The organism is Microvirga sp. 2YAF29 (assembly GCF_052114605.1).
In the GTDB taxonomy this organism is placed as follows: domain Bacteria; phylum Pseudomonadota; class Alphaproteobacteria; order Rhizobiales; family Beijerinckiaceae; genus Microvirga.
The window spans coordinates 140,075-160,782 of record NZ_JBFRFB010000003.1 but is presented as its reverse complement, the minus strand read 5'-3'; the positions used below and the strand labels follow the sequence as shown (position 1 = coordinate 160,782).

General features: G+C 57.6%; 14 protein-coding genes. 9 read left to right on the top strand and 5 right to left on the bottom strand.

Features of this window, described 5'->3' with window-relative positions; genetic code table 11:
• Positions 1–100 precede the first annotated feature (100 nt).
• From AB4Y85_RS05410 to AB4Y85_RS05395, 4 genes are all read left to right on the top strand, one after another.
• Positions 101–1,630 (top strand): PAS domain S-box protein, encoded by a 1,530-nt coding sequence (locus tag AB4Y85_RS05410; RefSeq protein WP_441983842.1) that lies wholly within the window; start codon positions 101–103, stop codon positions 1,628–1,630.
• Positions 1,620–2,255 (top strand): response regulator FixJ, encoded by a 636-nt coding sequence (gene fixJ, locus AB4Y85_RS05405; protein WP_441983841.1) that lies wholly within the window; start codon positions 1,620–1,622, stop codon positions 2,253–2,255. The genes AB4Y85_RS05410 and fixJ overlap by 11 nt, the downstream gene beginning before the upstream one ends.
• 114 nt (positions 2,256–2,369) lie before the next feature.
• A complete protein-coding gene (locus tag AB4Y85_RS05400; protein WP_441983840.1) occupies positions 2,370–2,747 on the top strand; it encodes a response regulator transcription factor in 378 nt (125 codons plus the stop codon).
• Between the two features lie 115 nt (positions 2,748–2,862).
• Positions 2,863–3,540: a helix-turn-helix domain-containing protein gene (locus AB4Y85_RS05395; protein WP_441983839.1), complete on the top strand. Its 678-nt coding sequence runs from the start codon at positions 2,863–2,865 to the stop codon at positions 3,538–3,540.
• A 7-nt stretch (positions 3,541–3,547) separates the two neighbouring features.
• Here the strand turns inward: AB4Y85_RS05395 and AB4Y85_RS05390 are convergent, their stop codons facing one another.
• The 4 genes from AB4Y85_RS05390 to AB4Y85_RS05375 all read right to left on the bottom strand — a co-directional run bounded on the left by AB4Y85_RS05390 (position 3,548) and on the right by AB4Y85_RS05375 (position 12,951).
• A complete protein-coding gene (locus AB4Y85_RS05390; protein WP_441983838.1) occupies positions 3,548–4,135 on the bottom strand; it encodes a 3'-5' exonuclease in 588 nt (195 codons plus the stop codon).
• A gap of 18 nt (positions 4,136–4,153) precedes the next feature.
• A complete protein-coding gene (locus AB4Y85_RS05385) occupies positions 4,154–6,187 on the bottom strand; it encodes a response regulator (protein ID WP_441983837.1) in 2,034 nt (677 codons plus the stop codon).
• Between the two features lie 62 nt (positions 6,188–6,249).
• Positions 6,250–11,823 (bottom strand): HAMP domain-containing protein, encoded by a 5,574-nt coding sequence (locus AB4Y85_RS05380; RefSeq protein WP_441983836.1) that lies wholly within the window; start codon positions 11,821–11,823, stop codon positions 6,250–6,252.
• Between the two features lie 198 nt (positions 11,824–12,021).
• Positions 12,022–12,951: a LysR family transcriptional regulator gene (locus AB4Y85_RS05375; protein WP_441983835.1), complete on the bottom strand. Its 930-nt coding sequence runs from the start codon at positions 12,949–12,951 to the stop codon at positions 12,022–12,024.
• 223 nt (positions 12,952–13,174) lie between these two features.
• On the opposite strand from AB4Y85_RS05375, the gene AB4Y85_RS05370 reads away from it, so the two are divergent.
• The 3 genes from AB4Y85_RS05370 (at position 13,175) to AB4Y85_RS05360 (ending at position 16,909) form a co-directional block, all read left to right on the top strand.
• A complete protein-coding gene (locus AB4Y85_RS05370) occupies positions 13,175–14,227 on the top strand; it encodes an LLM class flavin-dependent oxidoreductase (protein WP_441983834.1) in 1,053 nt (350 codons plus the stop codon).
• Between the two features lie 148 nt (positions 14,228–14,375).
• Positions 14,376–15,752: a pyridoxal-phosphate dependent enzyme gene (locus AB4Y85_RS05365; protein WP_441983833.1), complete on the top strand. Its 1,377-nt coding sequence runs from the start codon at positions 14,376–14,378 to the stop codon at positions 15,750–15,752.
• Positions 15,749–16,909: a cystathionine gamma-synthase gene (locus AB4Y85_RS05360; RefSeq protein ID WP_441983832.1), complete on the top strand. Its 1,161-nt coding sequence runs from the start codon at positions 15,749–15,751 to the stop codon at positions 16,907–16,909. The genes AB4Y85_RS05365 and AB4Y85_RS05360 overlap by 4 nt, the downstream gene beginning before the upstream one ends.
• Positions 16,910–16,955: 46 nt before the next feature.
• Here AB4Y85_RS05360 and AB4Y85_RS05355 read toward each other — a convergent pair whose 3' ends face one another.
• On the bottom strand, positions 16,956–17,225 hold the full coding sequence (locus tag AB4Y85_RS05355; RefSeq protein ID WP_441983831.1) for a hypothetical protein: 270 nt from the start codon (positions 17,223–17,225) through the stop codon (positions 16,956–16,958).
• 770 nt (positions 17,226–17,995) lie between these two features.
• Here AB4Y85_RS05355 and AB4Y85_RS05350 point away from each other — a divergent pair.
• Together AB4Y85_RS05350 and AB4Y85_RS05345 are read left to right on the top strand one after the other, a co-directional pair.
• Positions 17,996–19,606: a transposase gene (locus tag AB4Y85_RS05350; protein WP_441983830.1), complete on the top strand. Its 1,611-nt coding sequence runs from the start codon at positions 17,996–17,998 to the stop codon at positions 19,604–19,606.
• 111 nt (positions 19,607–19,717) lie between these two features.
• Positions 19,718–20,623, top strand: coding sequence for an alpha/beta hydrolase (locus AB4Y85_RS05345; protein WP_441983829.1), 906 nt, complete (start codon positions 19,718–19,720; stop codon positions 20,621–20,623).
• Positions 20,624–20,708: the final 85 nt, after the last annotated feature.

The following is a 20,708-nucleotide window of genomic DNA, read 5'->3' as shown; positions in this document are numbered from 1 at the left end:
CGCGCCTTGGCTATGCTAGTAACAGCATAGGAATGGTGACCGTTTTTCCATGCCGGGTTCAGCGGAGATGCGGATGGCCCGGCCGGACTGGAGTTTGCTTTTGACTGCCCCTCACTCTTCGCTTCATCAGGATGTCAGCTTCGCATTGCTGGTCGATGCAGTGACGGATTACGCCATCTGCATGCTGGATATCGAAGGGCGGATCATCAGCTGGAACACCGGCGCCGAACAGATTGGAGGCTGGCGCCGGGATGAAATCCTCAATCGTCACTTCTCCATCTTCCATCCTCCCGAGGCTCTCACGAGCGGAAAGACAGAGGAGGAGCTTGAAATTGCGCGAAAGACGGGGCGGTTCGAGGAACAAGGCGTGCGCCTACGCAAGGACGGCACACGCTTCATTGCCCATGTGAGCCTGACACCACTGAAGAACGACAGCGGAGATCTCTTGGGCTACGCCCAGGTCACCCGGGATATTACCGAGCGTGTCGCAGCCGAGGAAGCGCTCAAAACCCGTGAAGCACATCTACGGTCCATCCTGGAGACCGTACCCGATGCGATGATCGTCATAGACGAGCAGGCTCACATCCAATTTTTCAGCGCTGCGGCGGAACGTCTGTTCGGATATGAAGCATCCGAAATCATCGGAAAGAACATCAAGATCCTGATGCCCAATCCTTACCGCGATCAGCATGACGATTACATGCATCGCTATCTCTCCACGGGAGAGCGCCGGATCATCGGAATTGGGCGCGTCGTCGTAGGGCAGAGCAAAGATGGAGCGACCTTTCCTATCGAGTTGGCGGTCGGCGAGATGCGATCAGGCGGACAACGCTACTTCACCGGCTTCATTCGAGACCTGACGGAGAGGCAGAAGACGGAAGCCCGTTTGCAAGAACTTCAATCCGAGCTCGTGCATATGTCGCGCTTCACCGCTCTAGGCGAAATGGCGTCCACTCTCGCCCACGAGATCAACCAGCCTCTCACGGCCATCGCAAACTACCTGAAAGGCTGCCGCCGTATCTTGCAGCGCATGAAGGGGGACGAAGTGCCGATGCTGGAAGGTGCCGTGAACGAAGCAGCGGAGCAGGCCCTGCGCGCTGGACAGGTGATCCGCCACTTACGCGAATTCGTTACCCGTGGTGAGAGCGAACGGCATATCGAGAACCTGCCCAAGCTGGTCCAGGAGGCCAGCGCGCTGGCTCTGGTCGGCGCTCGCGAGAAGGGTGTGCGCGTCTCCTACCGCTTCGACCCTGACGCGGCGCTCGTGCTCGCCGATCGCATTCAGATCCAGCAGGTTCTGCTGAATCTGATCCGAAATGCGATCGAGGCCATGCAGGGCGAACCACGCCGGGAGTTGGCAATTTCCACTCACTCCGTTGCGCAGGACGGACTAGTGGAGATCAGTGTCAGCGACACCGGTACCGGCATCGAGCCGCGCATCCTGGAGCAGTTGTTCCAGCCATTCATCACCACCAAGAAACATGGCATGGGCGTGGGTTTGTCGATCTGCCGGACTATTGTCGAATCTCACGGTGGCAAGATCTGGATAGAGTCCGCTATTGGAGAGGGAACAACGTTCAGGTTCACGCTCCGCGCAGTCAGTCAGGAGGAGTTAGCGAATGCCGAGTGAAGCGGTTGTGCATGTGGTCGATGACGATCTGGCAGTTCGCCAGTCCCTGTCCTTCCTGCTGGCATCGGACGGGTTGCCTGTGCGCCTGCATGAATCGGCCTCTGCGTTTCTCGACAACGTCAAGCACGCTTCGGACGGCTGCATCGTCACCGATGTTCGCATGCCAGGCATCGATGGCATTCAATTCCTTCGGCACCTGAAGAGCCGCGGCTTCACCCTGCCGGTCATCATCATGACAGGTCACGCGGATGTGCCCATGGCAGTTGAGGCCATGAAGGAGGGCGCCATCGATTTCATCGAGAAGCCCTTCGATGATGATATCCTCCTCTCGACAGTGCGGGCCGCTCTGAAGAGGCAGGAGAAACATGCGCATCAGGACGCCCAGACTGCGGAAATCCGCTCACGCGTCCAAGGATTGTCCGAGCGCGAGAAACAGGTGCTCGAAGGCCTCGTTGCGGGAAAGGCCAACAAGGTGATCGCCTATGACCTCGGCATCAGCCCTCGGACGGTCGAGATCTATCGTGCGAATGTCATGACGAAGATGCAGGCAGCCAGTCTCTCGGAACTTGTGCGAATGGCCCTTCTTGTCGGCGTGCAGCCAAGTCATTCGGGCGAACGTCCTTAAGGACAATTCCTGAATAAGGTCTCTGGCACGAATTGAGCCATATCAACCCCTCCACTTCAAGAATGGGATAGGTCTGGAGAAATTCTAAGGCCAGGGATCCAGCAGGACCTTACAATGTCCATGACACCAGGGCCGGTTATCGTCGTGGATGACGATGCCGCCGTTCGCCAATCATTGAAATTCGCCCTCGAACTCGAGGGGCTGGATGTGCGCCTCTATGAAGGTGCGGATGAGATTCTGGCTGAATCGGAGTTGCCGGAGAGCGGCTGCCTGGTCGTCGATTACTACATGCCTCGAATGAACGGCGTCGAACTGATCGACAGGCTGAGGCGACGCCTCGTCAAGCTCCCGGCTATTCTCATCACGGCCCGGGCGACGGACGACATGCGCCGGCGGGCGGCCCGTTCAGGGTTCCGCCAAGTCATTGAAAAGCCTCTGGAGGACGGAACTCTGGTCGATAGCATCCGAGGCGCCCTCGCCGCTTCCATCTAGGCTCGATTGCCCAGCCTAAGGGGAATCCCTTATGGAGAGCACCTGAATTTTGCGCGCTGCATCGGCAGGTTAACTCTGATCTCACATCAGACACGAACCAGCGCCGAGACCCGCCATGCAAACCGCGCACGTTTCTCTCAACACCCAGATCGCTCCGAACGCGGTGCTCCTGCGTAGCATCCCCTCGCCTCAGACCTCACCCGAGCTGGGCATGGCCCGGACGGCGGCGAAGGATGAGGAGATTTTTGCCGAAGGCGATCGGGCTGCCTATTTCTACAAGGTGGCCTCCGGTGCGGTGCGGACCTTCAAGCTGCTCAGCGATGGCCGCCGCCAGATCGATGCCTTTCATCTCCCTGGCGACATCTTCGGACTGGAGACCGGTGAAGAACACCGCTTCAGCGCCGAGGCCGTAGGCGACGCAACCATCATCGCCTTCCGCCGCCGCAGCCTGGAATCGCTTGCCCTTAAGGATCAGGTCTTCGCTCATCAAGTGATTGCTTCCATGATGCAGGCTCTGGGGCGGGCTCAGTCTCACATGCTTCTGCTCGGCCGTAAAAATGCCCTGGAGAAAATCGCCACCTTCCTGCTGGTTCTCTCGGCGCGTCTCACCGAGAACGGCCACATGGACCTCCCCATGTCCCGGATCGATATCGCCGATCATCTCGGCCTCACGATTGAGACCGTCTCGCGCTCGCTGACCCAGCTGGAACGCCAGAGCATCATTGAGCTGCCGGCTCACCGGCGTTCCATCATTCTCCGTGACAAGGCTGCTTTGGAGCGCCTCGATACCTAATACGGTGTCATATGGTATGGCGCTCCTCACCCTGGCTGCGGGTGCGCACTATCGCATCAGCTTTTGCGCATACATCCTGCCAGATCTGGAGTTCGCGCCGCGCATCCGCGAGAGCCCGATGAGCAGGTACCAAGCGGTCATTCTGCAGCTTCGCATCCAGCAAGATCTTTTCAACCGCCTCAGCCCGTTCGCCATCGGGAATTTTCAACGCATTCAAAATTCGCTCGGCAGATTCCTTCCGAAGTACTTCCGTATCCTGAAGGCGTAGAGAATGCCGTGGGAGACCGGCGGCCCGCAACAGCTTGCTCAACCATTGCCCATCCCAGGAAGGGGCGCTGGCATAGAGTGCGCGGTCGCTCAGCACATCGACCATGCGCCGGGCCAGCTCATCATGTGGCATGCCTTCCGCAATTAAGCGCTCCCGCCGAATTTTATGGATCGCCTCCGCCTCGTCCGACCAATCCACCCATTCAGGAGCAGGTTTGATCAAATGGCTTTCCTCATGTCCACATGTGGTGACCCAGGCAACCTCGATCGGATAGCTTTTCTTCTCCAGTGATGAGGCCTCGAAATCTAGAAAGACGACTTCAGGCATGATCCTGCCGCTCACACATCAAGCTGAGATCACCTCGAAAACCGGAGGCTTGCGGATCTGCGGCTTCGGCATGGCCTCCATGAGAGCCTGAATCTTCTCGGCCAGATCGGTCGTGCGGTAGGGCTTGTAGAGCAGGCTGACATCATCCAGAGCCTCCTCGCTTTCCACATAGCCTGTGGTCAGGAGAACTTGAATCTCGGGCCGCTCATTCCTAATCAGGCGAGCCAAATCGATACCTGTGAGTTCTCCAGGCATGCGCACATCGGACAAGACGATCCGTACCTGATCGTTAGATCTGAATATTCGAGCCGCCTCGTCGCCACTTTCCGCCTCGATCACTTTGAATCCGAGTGACATGAGAGTGGAGATGGCGACCTGCCGGACCGCCGGATTGTCCTCGACAACCAGAACGGTCTGTCCTTCACCAAATGGCTTAGCCACAGAGCCCTGCCGCTCAATGCCAATCTCTACGGCCCCATTGGCTCGGGGAAGGCAGATGCGAATGGCCGTCCCTTGCCCGGGCACACTATCGACCTCGACATGACCGTGAGATTGCTGGACGAATCCATAGACCATGCTCAAACCAAGGCCCGTTCCCTTGCCGCTCTCCTTCGTCGTAAAGAACGGCTCGAAAACACGTTCGAGCACTTCCGGCGGCATCCCGATGCCTGTGTCGCGAACTTCGATAACGATGTATTCACCCGAACGCTCGGCCTGCCCTTCCTCCAAAACCTCGCCTCTGATGGAAATGGACAGATCACCACCTTGAGGCATTGCATCCCGGGCATTGACCGCGAGATTCAAGAGAGCCGCCTCCAATTGCGCCCGATCGACCTGAATCGGATGGCTGACGCCCTGAATATCGAGCCTGACATTGATATGCTCGCCAAGCGTTCGACGCATGAGCTCCAACAGCCCCGGCATGAGCGCAGCCACATCGATGATAGATACCTGCAACGGCTGACGCCGGGAAAATGCGAGCAGTCTATGCGTCAGGTCGGCGCAACGCTGCGCTCCCTCCATCGCCATCATGACGCGCGGTTCGGCTTTGGCATTGCCCTTGACCGTCTTGTGCAGCAGGTCGAGGTTGCCGATCACGACGCTCAACATGTTATTGAAGTCGTGCGCTATGCCGCCAGTCAGGCGGCCAACGGCTTCGAGCTTGCTGGCATGGAGGAGGTTCTGCTCCATCTGCTTGCGCTCGGAGATGTCGAACCACATGCCGAAGAACTCACGAGGATGACCGTCATCGTCGTGCATAAGCATGGTCTGATCGAGGAAAAAGCGCTCTGTCCCATCGGCGCAGGTCCAGCGATATTCCAGGGTCAAGGTCCCCTGATCCTGCAATTCCTTCAGCTGCGTGAAAACCCTGTCACGATCATCCGGGTGGATGCGCGAAGACCAGAAGTCGGAGGATTCGAGAAAGGCTGCGGGTGGAAAGCCTGTGATCCTCTCGATGCTTTCATTCGTAAAATGAAGCTGGCGATGGTTCTCCTGGACCGAGGCGGTATAAAGCGCGATAGGAAGCGACTGAAGGACGATAGCCTGATGCTCTTCACGGCGGCGCAGGGCCTGTTCGGTTTTCAGCTTCTCACTTCGGACCCGAAGGTTTTCCATCAGGAGCCGACGTTCCTCTTCACCCTGCCGCCTGATCTCTTCCGTCTTGCGGTAAAGATCGACGAAGACATCAACCTTCGATTTCAGGATCAACGGCTCGATCGGCTTGAAGACATAATCGACGGCGCCAGCCGAATAGCCCCTGAAGACGTGCATGTCGTCTTTATTGAAGGCCGTCAGGAAAAGGATGGGGACGCGGGAGGAACGCGGCCGATTGCGGATCAGACCCGCAACTTCATATCCATCCATTCTCGGCATCTGGACATCAAGGAGGATGACGGCGAAATCATCCTTCAGGACGTGTCTTAAGGCAGCCTCTCCGCAATCGGCAGTAACGATCTCGATGCCGGGCGAGCGAAGAACTTCCTGAACAGCGATAAGGTTACGCGGAGCGTCATCGACCACCAGGATCTTCGCAGGAACTTGATCGGGCATGGCACGAGTCATAGCCCGACTTTCCAAGTCGGATATAGGCTGCGGCATTCCGATACGTTCCGTCATGATCCTAATGTGGCCTCCGCTGCGCCGTTTGGAACCTTTTTCCCATCGGGGACATAAGTGCTTCGACTCAATTGAACGCGCAAGACGGCGAGAAGTTGATCAATGTCTACAGGCTTCGAGACATAATCCGTGGCGCCTGCCTCAAGACACTTCTCCCGATCTCCCTTCATGGCTTTCGCGGTGACGGCAACAAGCGGAATGTCTTGATAGCGGGGGTCGCTTCTGATCTCCCGCATCGTCTCATACCCGTCCATCTCCGGCATCATGATATCGACCAGGGCTATATCGACATCCGGCGTTTCCTTCAGACGATCGATGCCTTCCAAACCGTTCTCTGCGAAGATCACCGTCAGTCCATATTGCTCGAGAGCGCTCGTCAGCGAAAAGATGTTGCGCATGTCATCATCGATGATCAGTACTTTCTTCCCTTCAAGGGGAATGTCCGACCTCGATTCAACGATGATTTGGTGATCGGCGGAAATCGCACTGATCGACCGATGAAGGAACAGGGCCGTATCGTTGAGGAGCCGCTCCGATGAGCCCTCTCCTTTAACGATCACCGTAGCCGCAATCTGCTCGAGCTTGCGCTCTTCGGACCTGCTGAGATCTTGCCCCGTGTAGATGATGATCGGCAGATCCTCCCCGCCCTTAGTTTTGCGGATACGCTCGATGAGTTCGGCGCCCGGCAAATCCGGCAGGCCGAGATCGACGACGGCACAATCGAATTGTCGCGCTTGAAGCGTCTCAAGCGCTCCCTCAGCTGTCCCAACAGCCGTCACATCCACCTTCTCGCCCTTCATGAGCTCCGAGATGCTCATGCGCTGATTGTCGTCATCCTCGACGAGAATGAGCGTCTTGACCGGACGATCGATGAAGTCCTTCGTCCGGTTGAGAGCGGTCATCAAGGCATCCCGGTCAACTGGCTTTTCGAGGAAGCCGAAGGCACCGGCCTTGAGACCGCGCTTCTTCTGGTCGTCGACGGAAATGACGTGGATCGGCACGTGCCGGGTTCGCGGATCATGCTTCAGCAGGTCGAGCAACGCCCATCCGTCCATGTCAGGCAGGCCGATATCGAGTGTGATCGCATGCGGCTTGTAGCGGTGAGCGAGTGCCAGCGCAGCTGCCCCGTCCATCGCGATCAAGCCTTTGAAGCCCTGCTCCCGGGCAAGCTCGAGAAGAACCGACGCGAACATCGCATCGTCCTCGACGAGGAGAACGACCTTGTCCCCAGTTACGATGGCATGCCTGTCGTCGAGGGATGCTGAAAGCGCCATCGCGGCAGGTGGCTGGCGAATGATGGAAGTGGGCGTATCATCCGCTCCGGAAGGATAGGCGTTGCCGTTGCCATTGCCGCGGGTGCCGAACGTAGGCGATTGCATTGCGTGACCCGCCGGTGGCTCAATGGGAAGGAACAATGTGAAGGTCGATCCTTGCCCCGGCGTGCTCGATACGACGATCTCGCCGCCGAGAAGCCGGGCGATCTCACGGCTGATGGAGAGGCCGAGGCCGGTACCGCCATATTTCCGACTCGTCGTTCCGTCGGCCTGCTGGAACGCCTCGAAAATGATGCGCAGCTTGTCTTCAGGGATGCCTATACCGGTATCGGTGACGGAAATGGAGATCCACTGGCTGCCGGCACGCAGAGGCGAGCCTTCCGCGGAGCCGATCTGAAGGCTGACGCCACCTTTTTCCGTGAACTTGAAGGCATTCGAGAGAAGGTTGCGAAGGACCTGTTGTAGGCGCTTCGAGTCCGTCCGTATCGCCGGCGGAAGCTTTGCCTCGACATCGATATGGAAGTCGAGTTTGCGATCCTCGGCGATCTGCCGGAATGTGCGCTCCACATGATTGACCAGATCGCCGAAGCCGACATTGGTGACTTCGAGACTAACAGTTCCGGATTCGATCTTCGACAGATCGAGAATATCGTTGATCAGAGAGAGCAGATCGGATCCTGCCGCGTGGATCGTCTTGGCAAATTCTTTCTGCTTATCGGTGAGATTACCGTCCGGGTTCTCCGTGAGCAATTTCGAGAGAATTAAAAGGGAGTTGAGCGGCGTGCGCAGCTCGTGGCTCATATTGGCTAGGAACTGCGACTTATAGCGTGACGTCAGCGAGAGCTGCTCCGCCTTTTCCTCCAGAGCCGTCTTGGCAACGGAGACCTCGCGATTTTTGTCTTCGACCTCCTGCTTCTGCAACGCGAGAAGCTGGGCCTTGTCCTCGAGCTCCTCGTTGGTCTTCTGCAAGGCCTCCTGTTGCTGGCGCAGAAGTTCTTCCGACTGGCGCAGGGTCGCGGCTTGCTGCTCCAATCGGTCGTTCGTATTTTTCAGCTCTTCCTGTTGGCTTTGCAGCTCTGTCGTCAGCAGCTGCGACTGCTTGAGCAGGCCTTCGGTGCGCATATTTGCAGCGATCGTATTCAGAACGATACCGATGGACTCGGTCAGCTGGTCAAGAAACGATTGATGTGCTTCGGAGAACCGGCTGAAAGAAGCAAGCTCGATGACCGCCTTCACCTCCTGCTCGAAGAGAACCGGTAGAACGATAATGTTCAGGGGTGGAGCCTCACCCAGACCCGAGCTGATCTTGATATAGTCGCCTGGAGCGCCCGTCAGGAGAATGCGCTTCTTCTCATGCGCAACTTGACCGACCAAGCCTTCCTTCATACGGAAGCGATTGGCAAGCCGCTTCCGTTCCGTGAAAGCGTAAGAAGCCACCATGTCGAGAGCCGGCTCCTCCTCATCGGCATCAACCGTGTAAAAAACGCCATGCTGGGCATTCACCAGCGGCGCAATCTCCGACAGGATCATGTTGGAGACGGTCGTCAGATCCCTTTCTCCCTGCAGCATGCGGGTGAATTTAGCGAGATTAGTTTTGAGCCAATCCTGCTCCGCATTCTTGAGCGTTGTGTCGCGCAAGTTGCGGATCATCTCATTGACGTTGTCCTTCAAGGAAGCCAGCTCGCCGGATGCCTCAACCGAAATGGACCGCGTCAGGTCTCCCTTCGTCACGGCTGTGGCCACATCGGCGATGGCGCGAACCTGCGTCGTCAGGTTCGCTGCCAGCTGGTTCACGTTGTCGGTCAGATCTCGCCACAAGCCGGCAGCGCCCGGCACCCTCGCCTGTCCGCCGAGCTTTCCTTCGACACCCACCTCGCGGGCGACGTTCGTCACCTGGTCGGCGAAGGTCGCCAGGGTATCGATCATCTCATTGATCGTTTCAGCCAAGGCGGCAATTTCGCCCTTGGCATCCACAGTCAGCTTACGCTTCAGATCGCCTAAAGCGACCGCCGTCACGACGCTGGCGATGCCTCGCACCTGGCCGGTGAGGTTGTTCGCCATCATATTGACGTTGTCGGTGAGGTCCTTCCAGGTGCCAGCCACGCCGCGCACCTGAGCCTGTCCACCGAGCTTGCCCTCGATGCCCACCTCGCGCGCCACGCGGGTGACTTCCGACGCGAAGGAGTTCAGCTGATCCACCATCGTGTTGATGGTCGACTTGAGTTCTAGAATTTCGCCACGCACATCGACGGTGATCTTCTTCGAGAGATCGCCATTGGCCACAGCGGTCGTGACTTCCGCGATATTACGCACTTGGCCGGTCAAGTTCTCAGCCATCATGTTCACATTCTCGGTCAGATCTTTCCAGACCCCGCCGACGCCACGTACCTCGGCCTGTCCACCGAGCTTGCCCTCGGTGCCCACTTCACGGGCCACACGCGTCACCTCACCGGCAAAGGAGTTCAGTTGATCCACCATCGTATTGATCGTGTTTTTCAACTCGAGAATTTCGCCTTCGACCGCCACTGTGATCTTCTTGGAGAGATCGCCCATGGCGACTGCCGTCGTGACTTCGGCGATGTTGCGCACTTGCCCCGTCAGATTGGCGGCCATCATGTTGACGTTGTCGGTGAGGTCCTTCCAGGTACCGGCCACGCCACGCACCTGGGCCTGACCACCGAGCTTACCTTCCGAACCCACTTCCTTTGCCACGCGGGTCACTTCACCCGCGAAGGAGTTCAACTGGTCCACCATGGTGTTGATGGTGTTCTTCAGCTCAAGAATTTCGCCCTTTACATCGACCGTGATCTTTTTCGAAAGATCACCCATGGCGACGGCTGTCGTGACTTCTGCAATGTTGCGCACTTGGCCGGTGAGGTTTGCCGCCATGAGATTTACGTTATCGGTGAGATCCTTCCAAGTGCCGGCCACCCCTTCCACACGCGCCTGTCCACCAAGCTTACCTTCGGAGCCCACCTCGCGCGCCACGCGGGTGACTTCCGACGCGAAGGAGTTGAGCTGATCCACCATCGTGTTGATGGTCGACTTGAGCTCTAGAATTTCGCCACGCACATCGACGGTGATCTTCTTCGAGAGGTCGCCATTGGCCACAGCGGTCGTGACTTCCGCGATGTTACGCACTTGGCCGGTCAAGTTCGCCGCCATGAGATTCACGTTATCAGTGAGATCCTTCCAGGTGCCGGCCACGCCTTCCACACGCGCCTGTCCACCAAGCTTACCTTCGGAGCCCACCTCGCGCGCCACGCGGGTCACTTCCGACGCGAAGGAGTTGAGCTGATCCACCATCGTGTTGATGGTCGACTTGAGCTCTAGAATTTCGCCACGCACATCGACTGTGATCTTCTTGGAGAGATCGCCTCGCGCAACGGCTGTCGTGACCTCGGCAATGTTACGCACTTGGCCGGTCAGATTGGCGGCCATCATATTCACGTTTTCCGTCAGGTCCTTCCAGACCCCGCCGACGCCACGCACCTGGGCCTGCCCACCGAGCTTGCCCTCGGTGCCCACTTCACGGGCCACGCGGGTGACCTCGCCCGCGAAGGAATTCAGCTGATCCACCATGGTATTGATGGTGTCTTTGAGTTCGAGAATTTCGCCGCGGACCTCGACGGTGATCTTTTTGGAAAGATCGCCCATGGCGACTGCCGTTGTCACCTCAGCGATATTACGGACCTGACCCGTCAGATTAGCCGCCATGAGATTCACGTTATCGGTGAGGTCCTTCCAGGTGCCGGCAACACCCTTCACCTTGGCCTGACCACCGAGCTTTCCTTCGGAGCCCACCTCGCGCGCCACACGGGTCACTTCCGACGCGAAGCTCCCGAGCTGGCCAACCATCGTGTTCACGATCTTGCCGATCCGCAGGAATTCGCCACGCAAGGGGCGTCCTTCGGTTTCAAGCTCTATGGTCTGGCTGAGATCACCTTTTGCAACGGCCCCGATCACGCGGGCGACTTCGATCGTAGGCTGCACGATATCGCCGATCATGGAATTGACCGAGTCGATGCATTCGCTCCAGCATCCGGTTGCCCCGGCAAGTCGTCCACGCTCGCCGATTCTGCCTTCCTTGCCCACGACTTTCGCCACGCGCTCAAGCTCACTGGCGAGTCCCTGGTTCAAATCGGCAATATCGTTGAAGGCCTGCGCGATTTCTCCATCAATCCCGATCATGTCGGATGGCAGACGAGCGGAGAAATCGCCTTTGCGGAAAGCACGCAGAACTTTGAGAAGCAGCTTGGGATCAAGCTGCATAGCAGCGGTTTCGACTTGCGGCATGTAGCCCCCCGTTACACGTCCGGGCAACAACCCGGCACCCCTTCATGCACGGGCATCCGCTGGGCGTTTCAGCCACCTCTAGACGGATACCGACCATCCATAACGTAGGCTGGGTTTGAAAGTTCCAAGGGGGAGTTAGCCTAAAATCTCCAAATCTAACGTTGTAACAAATTGATATAAGATTTGTTCAGCTCTATTTCAGGGGGTGAACCGAAGGTCTCGATCCCAAGGCGGACTCGCCCCGAACCTTTGCGCAAGGAAATCGACGAAGGCCCGCACTTTCGCCGGAGGATGCCTGTTTGCAGGATAGACAGCAAAGACACCGGGAAGTTCCAGGGGCGGATGATCGAGGGCAAGCGCGATGAGACGACCCGCCCGGAGTTCATCGCCGACGACAAAAGTCGGCTCATAAATAAGCCCCTGCCCGCCAACGGCCGCAGCTACCAATGCATCGCCGTTATTCACCCTCAAGTTACCCTGGATCGGCACCTTCACACGGCCATCAGCCTCGAAAGACCATTCGTCCGGTCCCAAGGCTTTCGAGAGCGTATAACCCAGGCAATTATGCGAGGCGAGTTCGGCAACCGTTTTCGGCATGCCGCGCTCGGCAAAGTAGCCCGGAGATCCGCACACGGCGAGGCGGCATGGAGCGAGCCTGCGTGCGATCATCGTCGAATCGCGCAGTCGCCCGATCCGGACCGCCACGTCCCAACCTTCCTCGATGAGATCGACGAAGCGGTCGTTCAAACCGAGATCGACGGTGATGGATCGATGCAGCTGGGTGAACTCGGCGAGAAGCGGCGCAACCTCCCGGAAGCCGAACGAAACGGGAGCATTGATCCGCAAGACCCCTCTCACCTCCATTCGATCTGCCGAGGTTGCGGCTTCTGCCTCCTCGACCTCCGCCAGGATGCGCTCGGCGCTTTCGAGATAGCGCCTTCCGGCCTCGGTCAGGGTCAGGCGTCTCGTGGTACGGTGCAGCAGCTTGACCCCGAGACGCTCCTCTATGGCGCCTACATGCTTGGTGGCCATGGTCTGCGACATGCCCAAGGCCCGGGCTGCGGCAGACAGGCTGCCGAGAGCGGCAACGCGAACGAAGACCTGCATGCTGGTGATGCGATCGAGCATGAACCTCACTCCTTAAGTGTGAAGTCTTATTTGACTCAATCGGATTATCAACCTGATGGAGTAATGTATGGAGTGGAGAAATCCATGAGCTCTCCACTTCGAGTTCTTGGCTTCACCCTCATTCTTCGTAAAGACGGGAGAACTGAATGCCGGATAGGTTCATGATAGTTTCTGTAGAGCCAATCCATCCTGCGCCGATAGAAGGCTGAATTGAGAGGTCGTCATGGAGCTTGGGATCTACACTTTCGCCGAGAGAACACCCGATCCGGCAACTGGTCATCTGGTCAGCCCTGCGCAACGCCTGCGAGACTTGATGGAGGAGATCGAGCTTGCGGAACAAGTCGGTCTCGATGTCTTCGGCCTCGGTGAGCACCATCGCCAGGATTATGTGGTTTCCGCGCCTGCGATCGTTCTTGCCGCCGCGGCCGAGCGTACCAAGACCATCCGGCTGACGAGCGCTGTCACCGTCCTCAGTTCAGACGACCCGATCCGCGTCTTTCAAAACTTCGCGACGGTTGACCTCCTGTCCAACGGGCGCGCGGAAATCATGGCGGGGCGCGGATCGTTCATCGAATCCTTTCCGCTCTTCGGATACGACCTCAATGACTACGACACCTTATTCGCCGAGAAACTCGATCTGCTCCTGAAGATCAGGGATGAGGAGAATGTCACGTGGTCGGGCAGACTTAGACCCGCTCTTCACAACCAGGCCGTCTATCCTCGGCCGGTACAGAACCCGCTACCGGTGTGGATTGCGGTGGGCGGTACGCCTCAATCCGTCGTGAGAGCGGGGACCCTCGGTCTTCCTCTCGCCCTCGCAATCATCGGCGGCGAACCCGAGCGCTTCGCTCCACTCGTGGCTCTTTATCATGAGGCAGGCCGGCGTGCGGGGCACGCCCCTTCCCGCCTCAAGGTCGGTATCAACACACATGCTTATGTGGCCCCTGACTCACAGCAGGCAGCGGATGAGTTCTTTCCGCCTTATGCCCATGTCATGTCGAAGATCGGTCGCGAGCGGGGCTGGGGGCCGACGACCCGCGAGCATTTCGATGCACTCCGTTCCCCCCGTGGCGCTCTGGCGGTGGGCAGCCCCCAGGAAGTGATCGACAAGATCCTTTTCCAACATGAGATCTTCAACCACGACCGATATCTCGCCCAGTTCAGCGTCGGTACCATGCCGCACGCACAGATCATGCGTAGCATCGAGTTGTTCGGCACGGAGGTCGCGCCTGTCGTTCGTAAGGAAGTCGCAAGCCGCCAGGCACACCCTCGATAGGCGAGGCAGGGGATCGAATGCACATTTCCGGCATTGACCCGTAGCGGCCAGCAATGTGCATGAAGATTCTTCCAGGGCCTGTATAGGCAGAAGTAATTTTCACATATATATAGCAGCAATAGAATAATTTCACACAAGGAACCGTGAAATGACTGCTCGCGGAGCATTGGATTTGATCGGCAAGACACCTCTTGTGGAGGTGACAAGTCTGGATGTCGGTCCGTGCCGCCTTTTCCTGAAGCTGGAAAGCGCCAATCCAAGCGGCTCCATCAAGGACCGCCCTGCCCGGGCCATGATCGAAGCGGCCGAGGCAGACGGCAGCCTGAAGCCCGGCGGGACCATCGTAGAGGCAACTGCCGGGAATACGGGCGTCGGCCTCGCGCTCGTCGGCGCCAGCAAGGGATATCGCACCCTCCTCGTGGTTCCAGACAAGATGTCTCGGGAAAAAGTCCTTCATGCAAAGGCCTTGGGCGCAGAAGTCGTGATCACCCGATCCGACGTCGGCAAGGGGCATCCCGATTATTATCAGGATCTCGCATTGGAGATCACGCGCAAGACGCCCGGAGCAGTCTACGTCAACCAATTCGAGAACCCGGCCAATCCGGCGGCCCATGAGGCGAGCACGGGACCGGAAATCCTTGATCAGATGGATGGCGACGTCGATGCCGTCGTTGTCGGCGTCGGCTCCGGCGGCACTCTCAGCGGGATTGGACGCTACCTCAAGAAGGCGTCTCCCAAAACCGAGATGATCCTTGCCGATCCGTCGGGCTCAATACTCGCACCGCTTGTTGAGACAGGGCAGATGACCGAGGCAGGCTCCTGGGCCGTCGAAGGCATCGGTGAGGATTTCGTGCCGCCGAATTGCGATCTCTCGCTCGTGAAGAAGGCCTATTCCATCAGCGACAAGGAAAGCTTCGAGACTGCCCGCGAGCTGCTGCGCAAGGAAGGCATCCTTGCGGGCTCTTCCTCCGGCACATTGCTGGTTGCGGCCCTGCGCTATTGCCGGGAGCAGACGGAGCCAAAGCGCGTTGTCACCCTCGTTTGCGACACGGGCGCCAAGTATCTGTCGAAGGTCTTCAACGATGCATTCATCGCCCAGGAAGGCTGGCTAGACCGCAAGCCCACTGGCCGCGCGCGCGATGTCGTGATCAACCCCTTCGGCGAGGGCGCCACGATCTTCGTCTCGCCTAACGAGACGCTGAAATCCGCTTTCGCGAGGATGCGCTCGTCCGACATCTCCCAATTGCCGGTCATCGAGAATGGCCGTGTCGTTGGATTGGTGGATGAGAGCGACATTCTCAACGCTTTGGTCGCGAATGAGCACGAGCCGCAATCGGTCTTCAACAAGGCGGTCCGTGAGGTGATGGTGACACGGCTGCAAACGATCTCTGCCGATGCGCCCGTCACAGATCTTCTCCCTCTCTTCGCAGCCGGCCTCGTGCCGGTGATCATGGATGGCGACACCTTTGTCGGCCTCGCTACCCGTATCGATCTCATCAATTTCTTCCGGATTCAGGCCCAATGAACGCCCGCAACCAACTTGCCTTCTCAACCCGCTGCATTCATGCTGGCCAAGCCCCTGATCCGACCACAGGCGCGGTGATGATGCCGATCTACGCAACGTCGACTTTCGCTCAGGAAAGTCCCGGCGTGCATAAGGGCTTCGAATATGCCCGCTCGCAAAATCCAACCCGCATGGCTTTCGAGCGCTGCATCGCGGATCTTGAAGGAGGCACAGCGGCCTTCGCGTTCTCGTCAGGCCTCGCTGCCAGTGCAACCGTCCTGGACATGCTAGATCACGGGTCGCATATCGTCGCCTCCGACGATCTCTATGGTGGTACGCGCCGCCTCTTCGAACGAGTCCGCAAGCAATCCGCAGGACTTGAGATCACGTATGTCGATCTTGGCGATGCAGACGCGGTCAAAGCCGCCCTACGGCCGAATACGCGATTGGTCTGGGTGGAAACTCCGACCAATCCCCTTCTGAAGCTTGCCGATCTGGAAGCGATTGCGCAGGCGACGCGCGGTCATGGAACTTTGCTGGTTGCCGACAACACCTTTGCCAGCCCCTGGGTGCAACGACCGCTCGAATTCGGCTTCGACATCGTCGTGCATTCTACGACGAAATATCTGAACGGCCATTCGGACATGGTCGGTGGTGTCGTCATCGTAGGACAAAACCAAGAGGTCCGCGAGAAGATCGCGTTCCTTCAGAATGCCGTCGGCTCGATCTCCGGCCCCTTCGACAGCTTCCTGGCTCTACGCGGCTTGAAAACTCTTTCGTTGCGCATGGAGCGCCACTGCACATCCGCACTAAAGATCGCTGAGTTTCTCGAAGCTCATCCGCAGGTGGATGGCGTCATTTATCCTGGCTTGGCCTCTCATCCTCAACATGAATTGGCGAAGCGCCAAATGCGCGGCTTCGGCGGCATCATTACGGTTCGCATCAAAGGTGGCCTCGAAGGCGCCACGCGTTTCCTGGAGCGTTGCCAATTGTTCACCCTGGCGGAAAGCCTGGGCGGCGTCGAAAGCTTGATCGAACATCCCGCGATCATGACTCATGCCTCGGTGCCGCCCCAGGTGCGCGCAGAACTAGGCATCGATGACGGCTTGGTGCGCCTCTCCGTCGGAATCGAAGATGCCGACGATCTGATCCAGGATCTACGCTCCGCCTTGGTATGAAGCCAGATTCATCACATGGGGCTCAGGTAACTCTGAGCCCCTGTACTCAATGCATCTTCGATGTGATCCGCTCGCTCGTTGCATTGAGCAAGGCGGCGGTCATGTCTCGGCTGGCTTCTGCCAACACGGTCATTCCGCTTTCACTCCTAGCATTATTGGCTGTTTCCAAAACAGCGTAATAGGCCATGTCGCGTTTCTGCCCTGCGGCTTCGGCTTTAAAGGCACCGATCGCCTCGATGACACACGCATGCCGCCCGGCCTCGACGAGATCCCGTGCTTTTCGCAAGAGACCAAGCACACTGATCTGATTGTCCATCACAGAGCCCCTCTTCAGACCGGTTATGATTGACTTGATCCGTCTGACCTTATCAGCATGAGGGAGCTGGCCTGCCTGAACAATATTTCATCAGGCCGCCGACCTGCGACATTTAGTGTTCTAATATTACAGCGGATGCATCGATGCCTGACGCTTGGCTGAAACCTGTCGTCTTGAACCTCCTGGCATATCAAGCTGGTGTCGGACGAACCAACGTAATACGACGCAAAAAATACCCGCTCATGCTCATCGAGACTAAGCAGGCCCACTTTCATCTCGCTCCTCAATTGCACGCATAACCTCGCAAAAAATCGCTCTCTGGAATTAATACTTTTAGGGACAGCGACGTGTCTCACCCAAACGCGAACACGGCTTAACCTATACTCGCTACACGCATATTGGCCGGCACAAGGCTCCTCCCCTTCATTGAACCAATCCATTTAGGGATATCGGTCATGCGCCGATATAGTTGCTACCGAGTGGGTAGGCCATTACCCGAATATTCGTAGCTACTACTTTAGCGAGCAGGTTTCTACGTTGACAGACACATACCCAATATTCAGGTTGAATACAGAACAAGAGGCACGGAAAGTGTCGAAACAAAACAGGGCGGAAAGCATCTTTGGAGGCTAGTAATGGCCCTAGAAAGACTGGACTCTAGGCGGATCGCTTGTGCGAAACGCGCGTACACTACCCGCCGTGTTCCCCTCCAAGCGATGTCAAATCTAATAACCGATCCAGCGACGGTTCCAGCATCCGGCGACTTGGTTTTGGCACGCGTCGATGAATTGGGCAAACAACGACGCATCGAGTTGACCGATGGACGACGTGCGCATCTGTTTCCAGGTGACGAAATCGTCGTTTGCTTTGGCAACAGATATGCACCTGATCAGTTCGAAGGGTTGATCGGAGAAGACCTGAGCAGTTGTGACCTTGTCGCTGCGGGTGGCATCGCATCATGCGAAGTCACACGAAATGAGAAGATGATTCCATCAACGCGGATTTCTCCGATCGGCCTTATCACAGATGCCGAAGGCAATCGACTCAACCTTAAGAATTTCGCGGTCAACGCGCCGGCTCCGGCGAATCCGATCAAGGTCATCCTTTCCCTCGGCACATCGATGAACGCTGGCAAGACGTTCACCTCGACATCGATGGTGAGAGGCTTCAAAGGGGCTGGCTATCGGGTCGCGGCCATCAAAGCCACCGGCACCGGAGCGGGAAACGATCTTTGGATTGTTCGCGATGCGGGAGCCGATGTCGTTCTCGATTTCACTGATGGCGGGTTGGCGAGTACATATCTGATCCCACTGGAGGATATCGTCGCATCGACGCGGCGTTTGATCTATAGCGCAGCCCAGCAAGGCTGCGAAGTCGCTGTGGTCGAAGTTGCCGACGGATTGCAGCATCTCGAGACCGCAGATGTCATCCAAGCGGATGGCCTTTGGACCGATTGTGTTGGTGTCATATTCGCCGCATACGACTCAATGGGCGCAAAATGCGGTGTCGACATGCTGAAGGCTGCCGGCCACAATGTTCTGGCTATAAGTGGCCGCCTGACGCAATCGCCCTTGATGATGCGGGAAACCCAACGCTCCACCGGTCTTCCCGTCTTTACACCATGGGAAATCCAAGACGGCGCACTCACATCGATGGTGATGAACCCAGCCGGGATTTCTCCGAAGGCCGAATTCGATCATCACCACATCGAGATCCTGCGCGGCAATGACCTTATGCTCAATGGCCCGGCCAAGGTTAAAGTTCATGTCAATGGCGATACTTCGGCTATGGTCAAAACCAATGGTGAAACCAGCGCACGCGAACTGCTGAAAACTCTCGCCGAGAAGTTCATGACGATCGAAATTTCGACGCTGTGCGGAGCAGGAGTGAGGGAGCGTGGACCCAGCCGGGTCAATCGCCGGAACGGATACCGGCGGCAGCACTGGGAAACGGGTGTCGGCCGGATCGAGATCAATGTACCGAGAGTGCGAAAAGGTGGATATCACCCCATCTTCCTGCGCAGCAATGGCGTATCGGCCGAAGAAATGATGCAGCTCGTCTCTCAGGCTGCCGAGTGGGATGCGACACCACTCGATCTGGAGCGGTTGCTCGAGCGTCTCGGAATGCCTCAGATACCCTCGCAAACAATTTCTAATCTGAGCATAGAGGTGAAGCAAAAAGCCCAGCAGATCGGCCTGCAGTCACTTCGAGGCAATTCTCCCCTCTTGGCCGGCTTGCGGGCGATCTCCAACAGACGCTCCATTAAGGAAGAATACGGCTTGATCCCAGGCTACGGCGACGATCACGACGAAATGGATCCGTTCGTCCGGGTCGAGACCTTGCCAATCGGACGGGCCCGCGGCACCTCAGGCGTGGGCTAGGGAAGCAAGGCCTTAGATACAAGTGAAAATCCGAAGCTGTACAGGCGTACCCTGTACAGCTTGCGGCATCGAGAGGATGAGCCAGTGCTGACACGAAGCAGGATCGTGAACGTGATCAAGTTCATCCGAGGCCCCGTCGTTCTCGCCTACATCGCACTGCTGGTCGCGCTTGCTATCGGCTTGAGCGCAGCGGTTGGATACGCACGTGATCGAGATACCGACAAGGTTGTTGCCAACCTTCGCGGATACCCGATCACTGTCTATACCTACCACCCAACAGGGTGCTCCGACCCAGCATTGCTCTTCGTCTTCCACGGCCTTGGCCGAAACGCCTCATCCTACCGAAATTCCGCCCGTAAACTGGCGGACAAGGAATGCATGGTCGTCTTCGCCCCGCTTTTCGACAAGGAGCGCTTTCCGAGTTGGCGATATCAGAGAGGTGGAATCGTCTATGACCAAAAGTTGCTCCCTCGGGAACAGTGGACGACGTCTCTTGTTGTCGATCTCATCGCATGGGCGCGGCAAACGGAAAACATGCCCAATGCGCCATACTACCTGTTCGGCCATTCGGCCGGCGCCCAATTTCTATCACGTGTTGCAGCCTTTCAACCTCTGCCTGATGCATCACGAATTGTGATTGCCAACCCTTCAACCTATGTCCTTCCCTCGACAAAAGAGCCCGTACCTTACGGGCTGGGGGGGATGTATGATCCGGTCGAAGGGGAGAGGCGGCTGAAAGCCTATCTCGAACTCCCACTCACCATCTACTTGGGAGAGGACGATACCGGCGACGAAGATCTCGCCCAGACCTCCACGGCGATGCGCCAGGGCGAGAACCGGTTGGAACGCGGTGAGCTGACCTTCGATTCGGCGAGGTCGCTTGCGAAAGCGAAAGGTTGGGATTTTCGTTGGCGATTAGTGACCGCTCCAGGCGTCGGACATACCGCCCGCGGCATGCTTGGGAGCGACAATCTCATGGAGGTTTTCGACCTCAAGGAGCCGGAGGTAGCGCAGTAGCCGCAGGATAAGCGCAAATAAAGAGGTTACGGGCACAGGTGCTAGGACCCTACCCTTGACCCGCTTCCGATAGGAAGAAGGATAT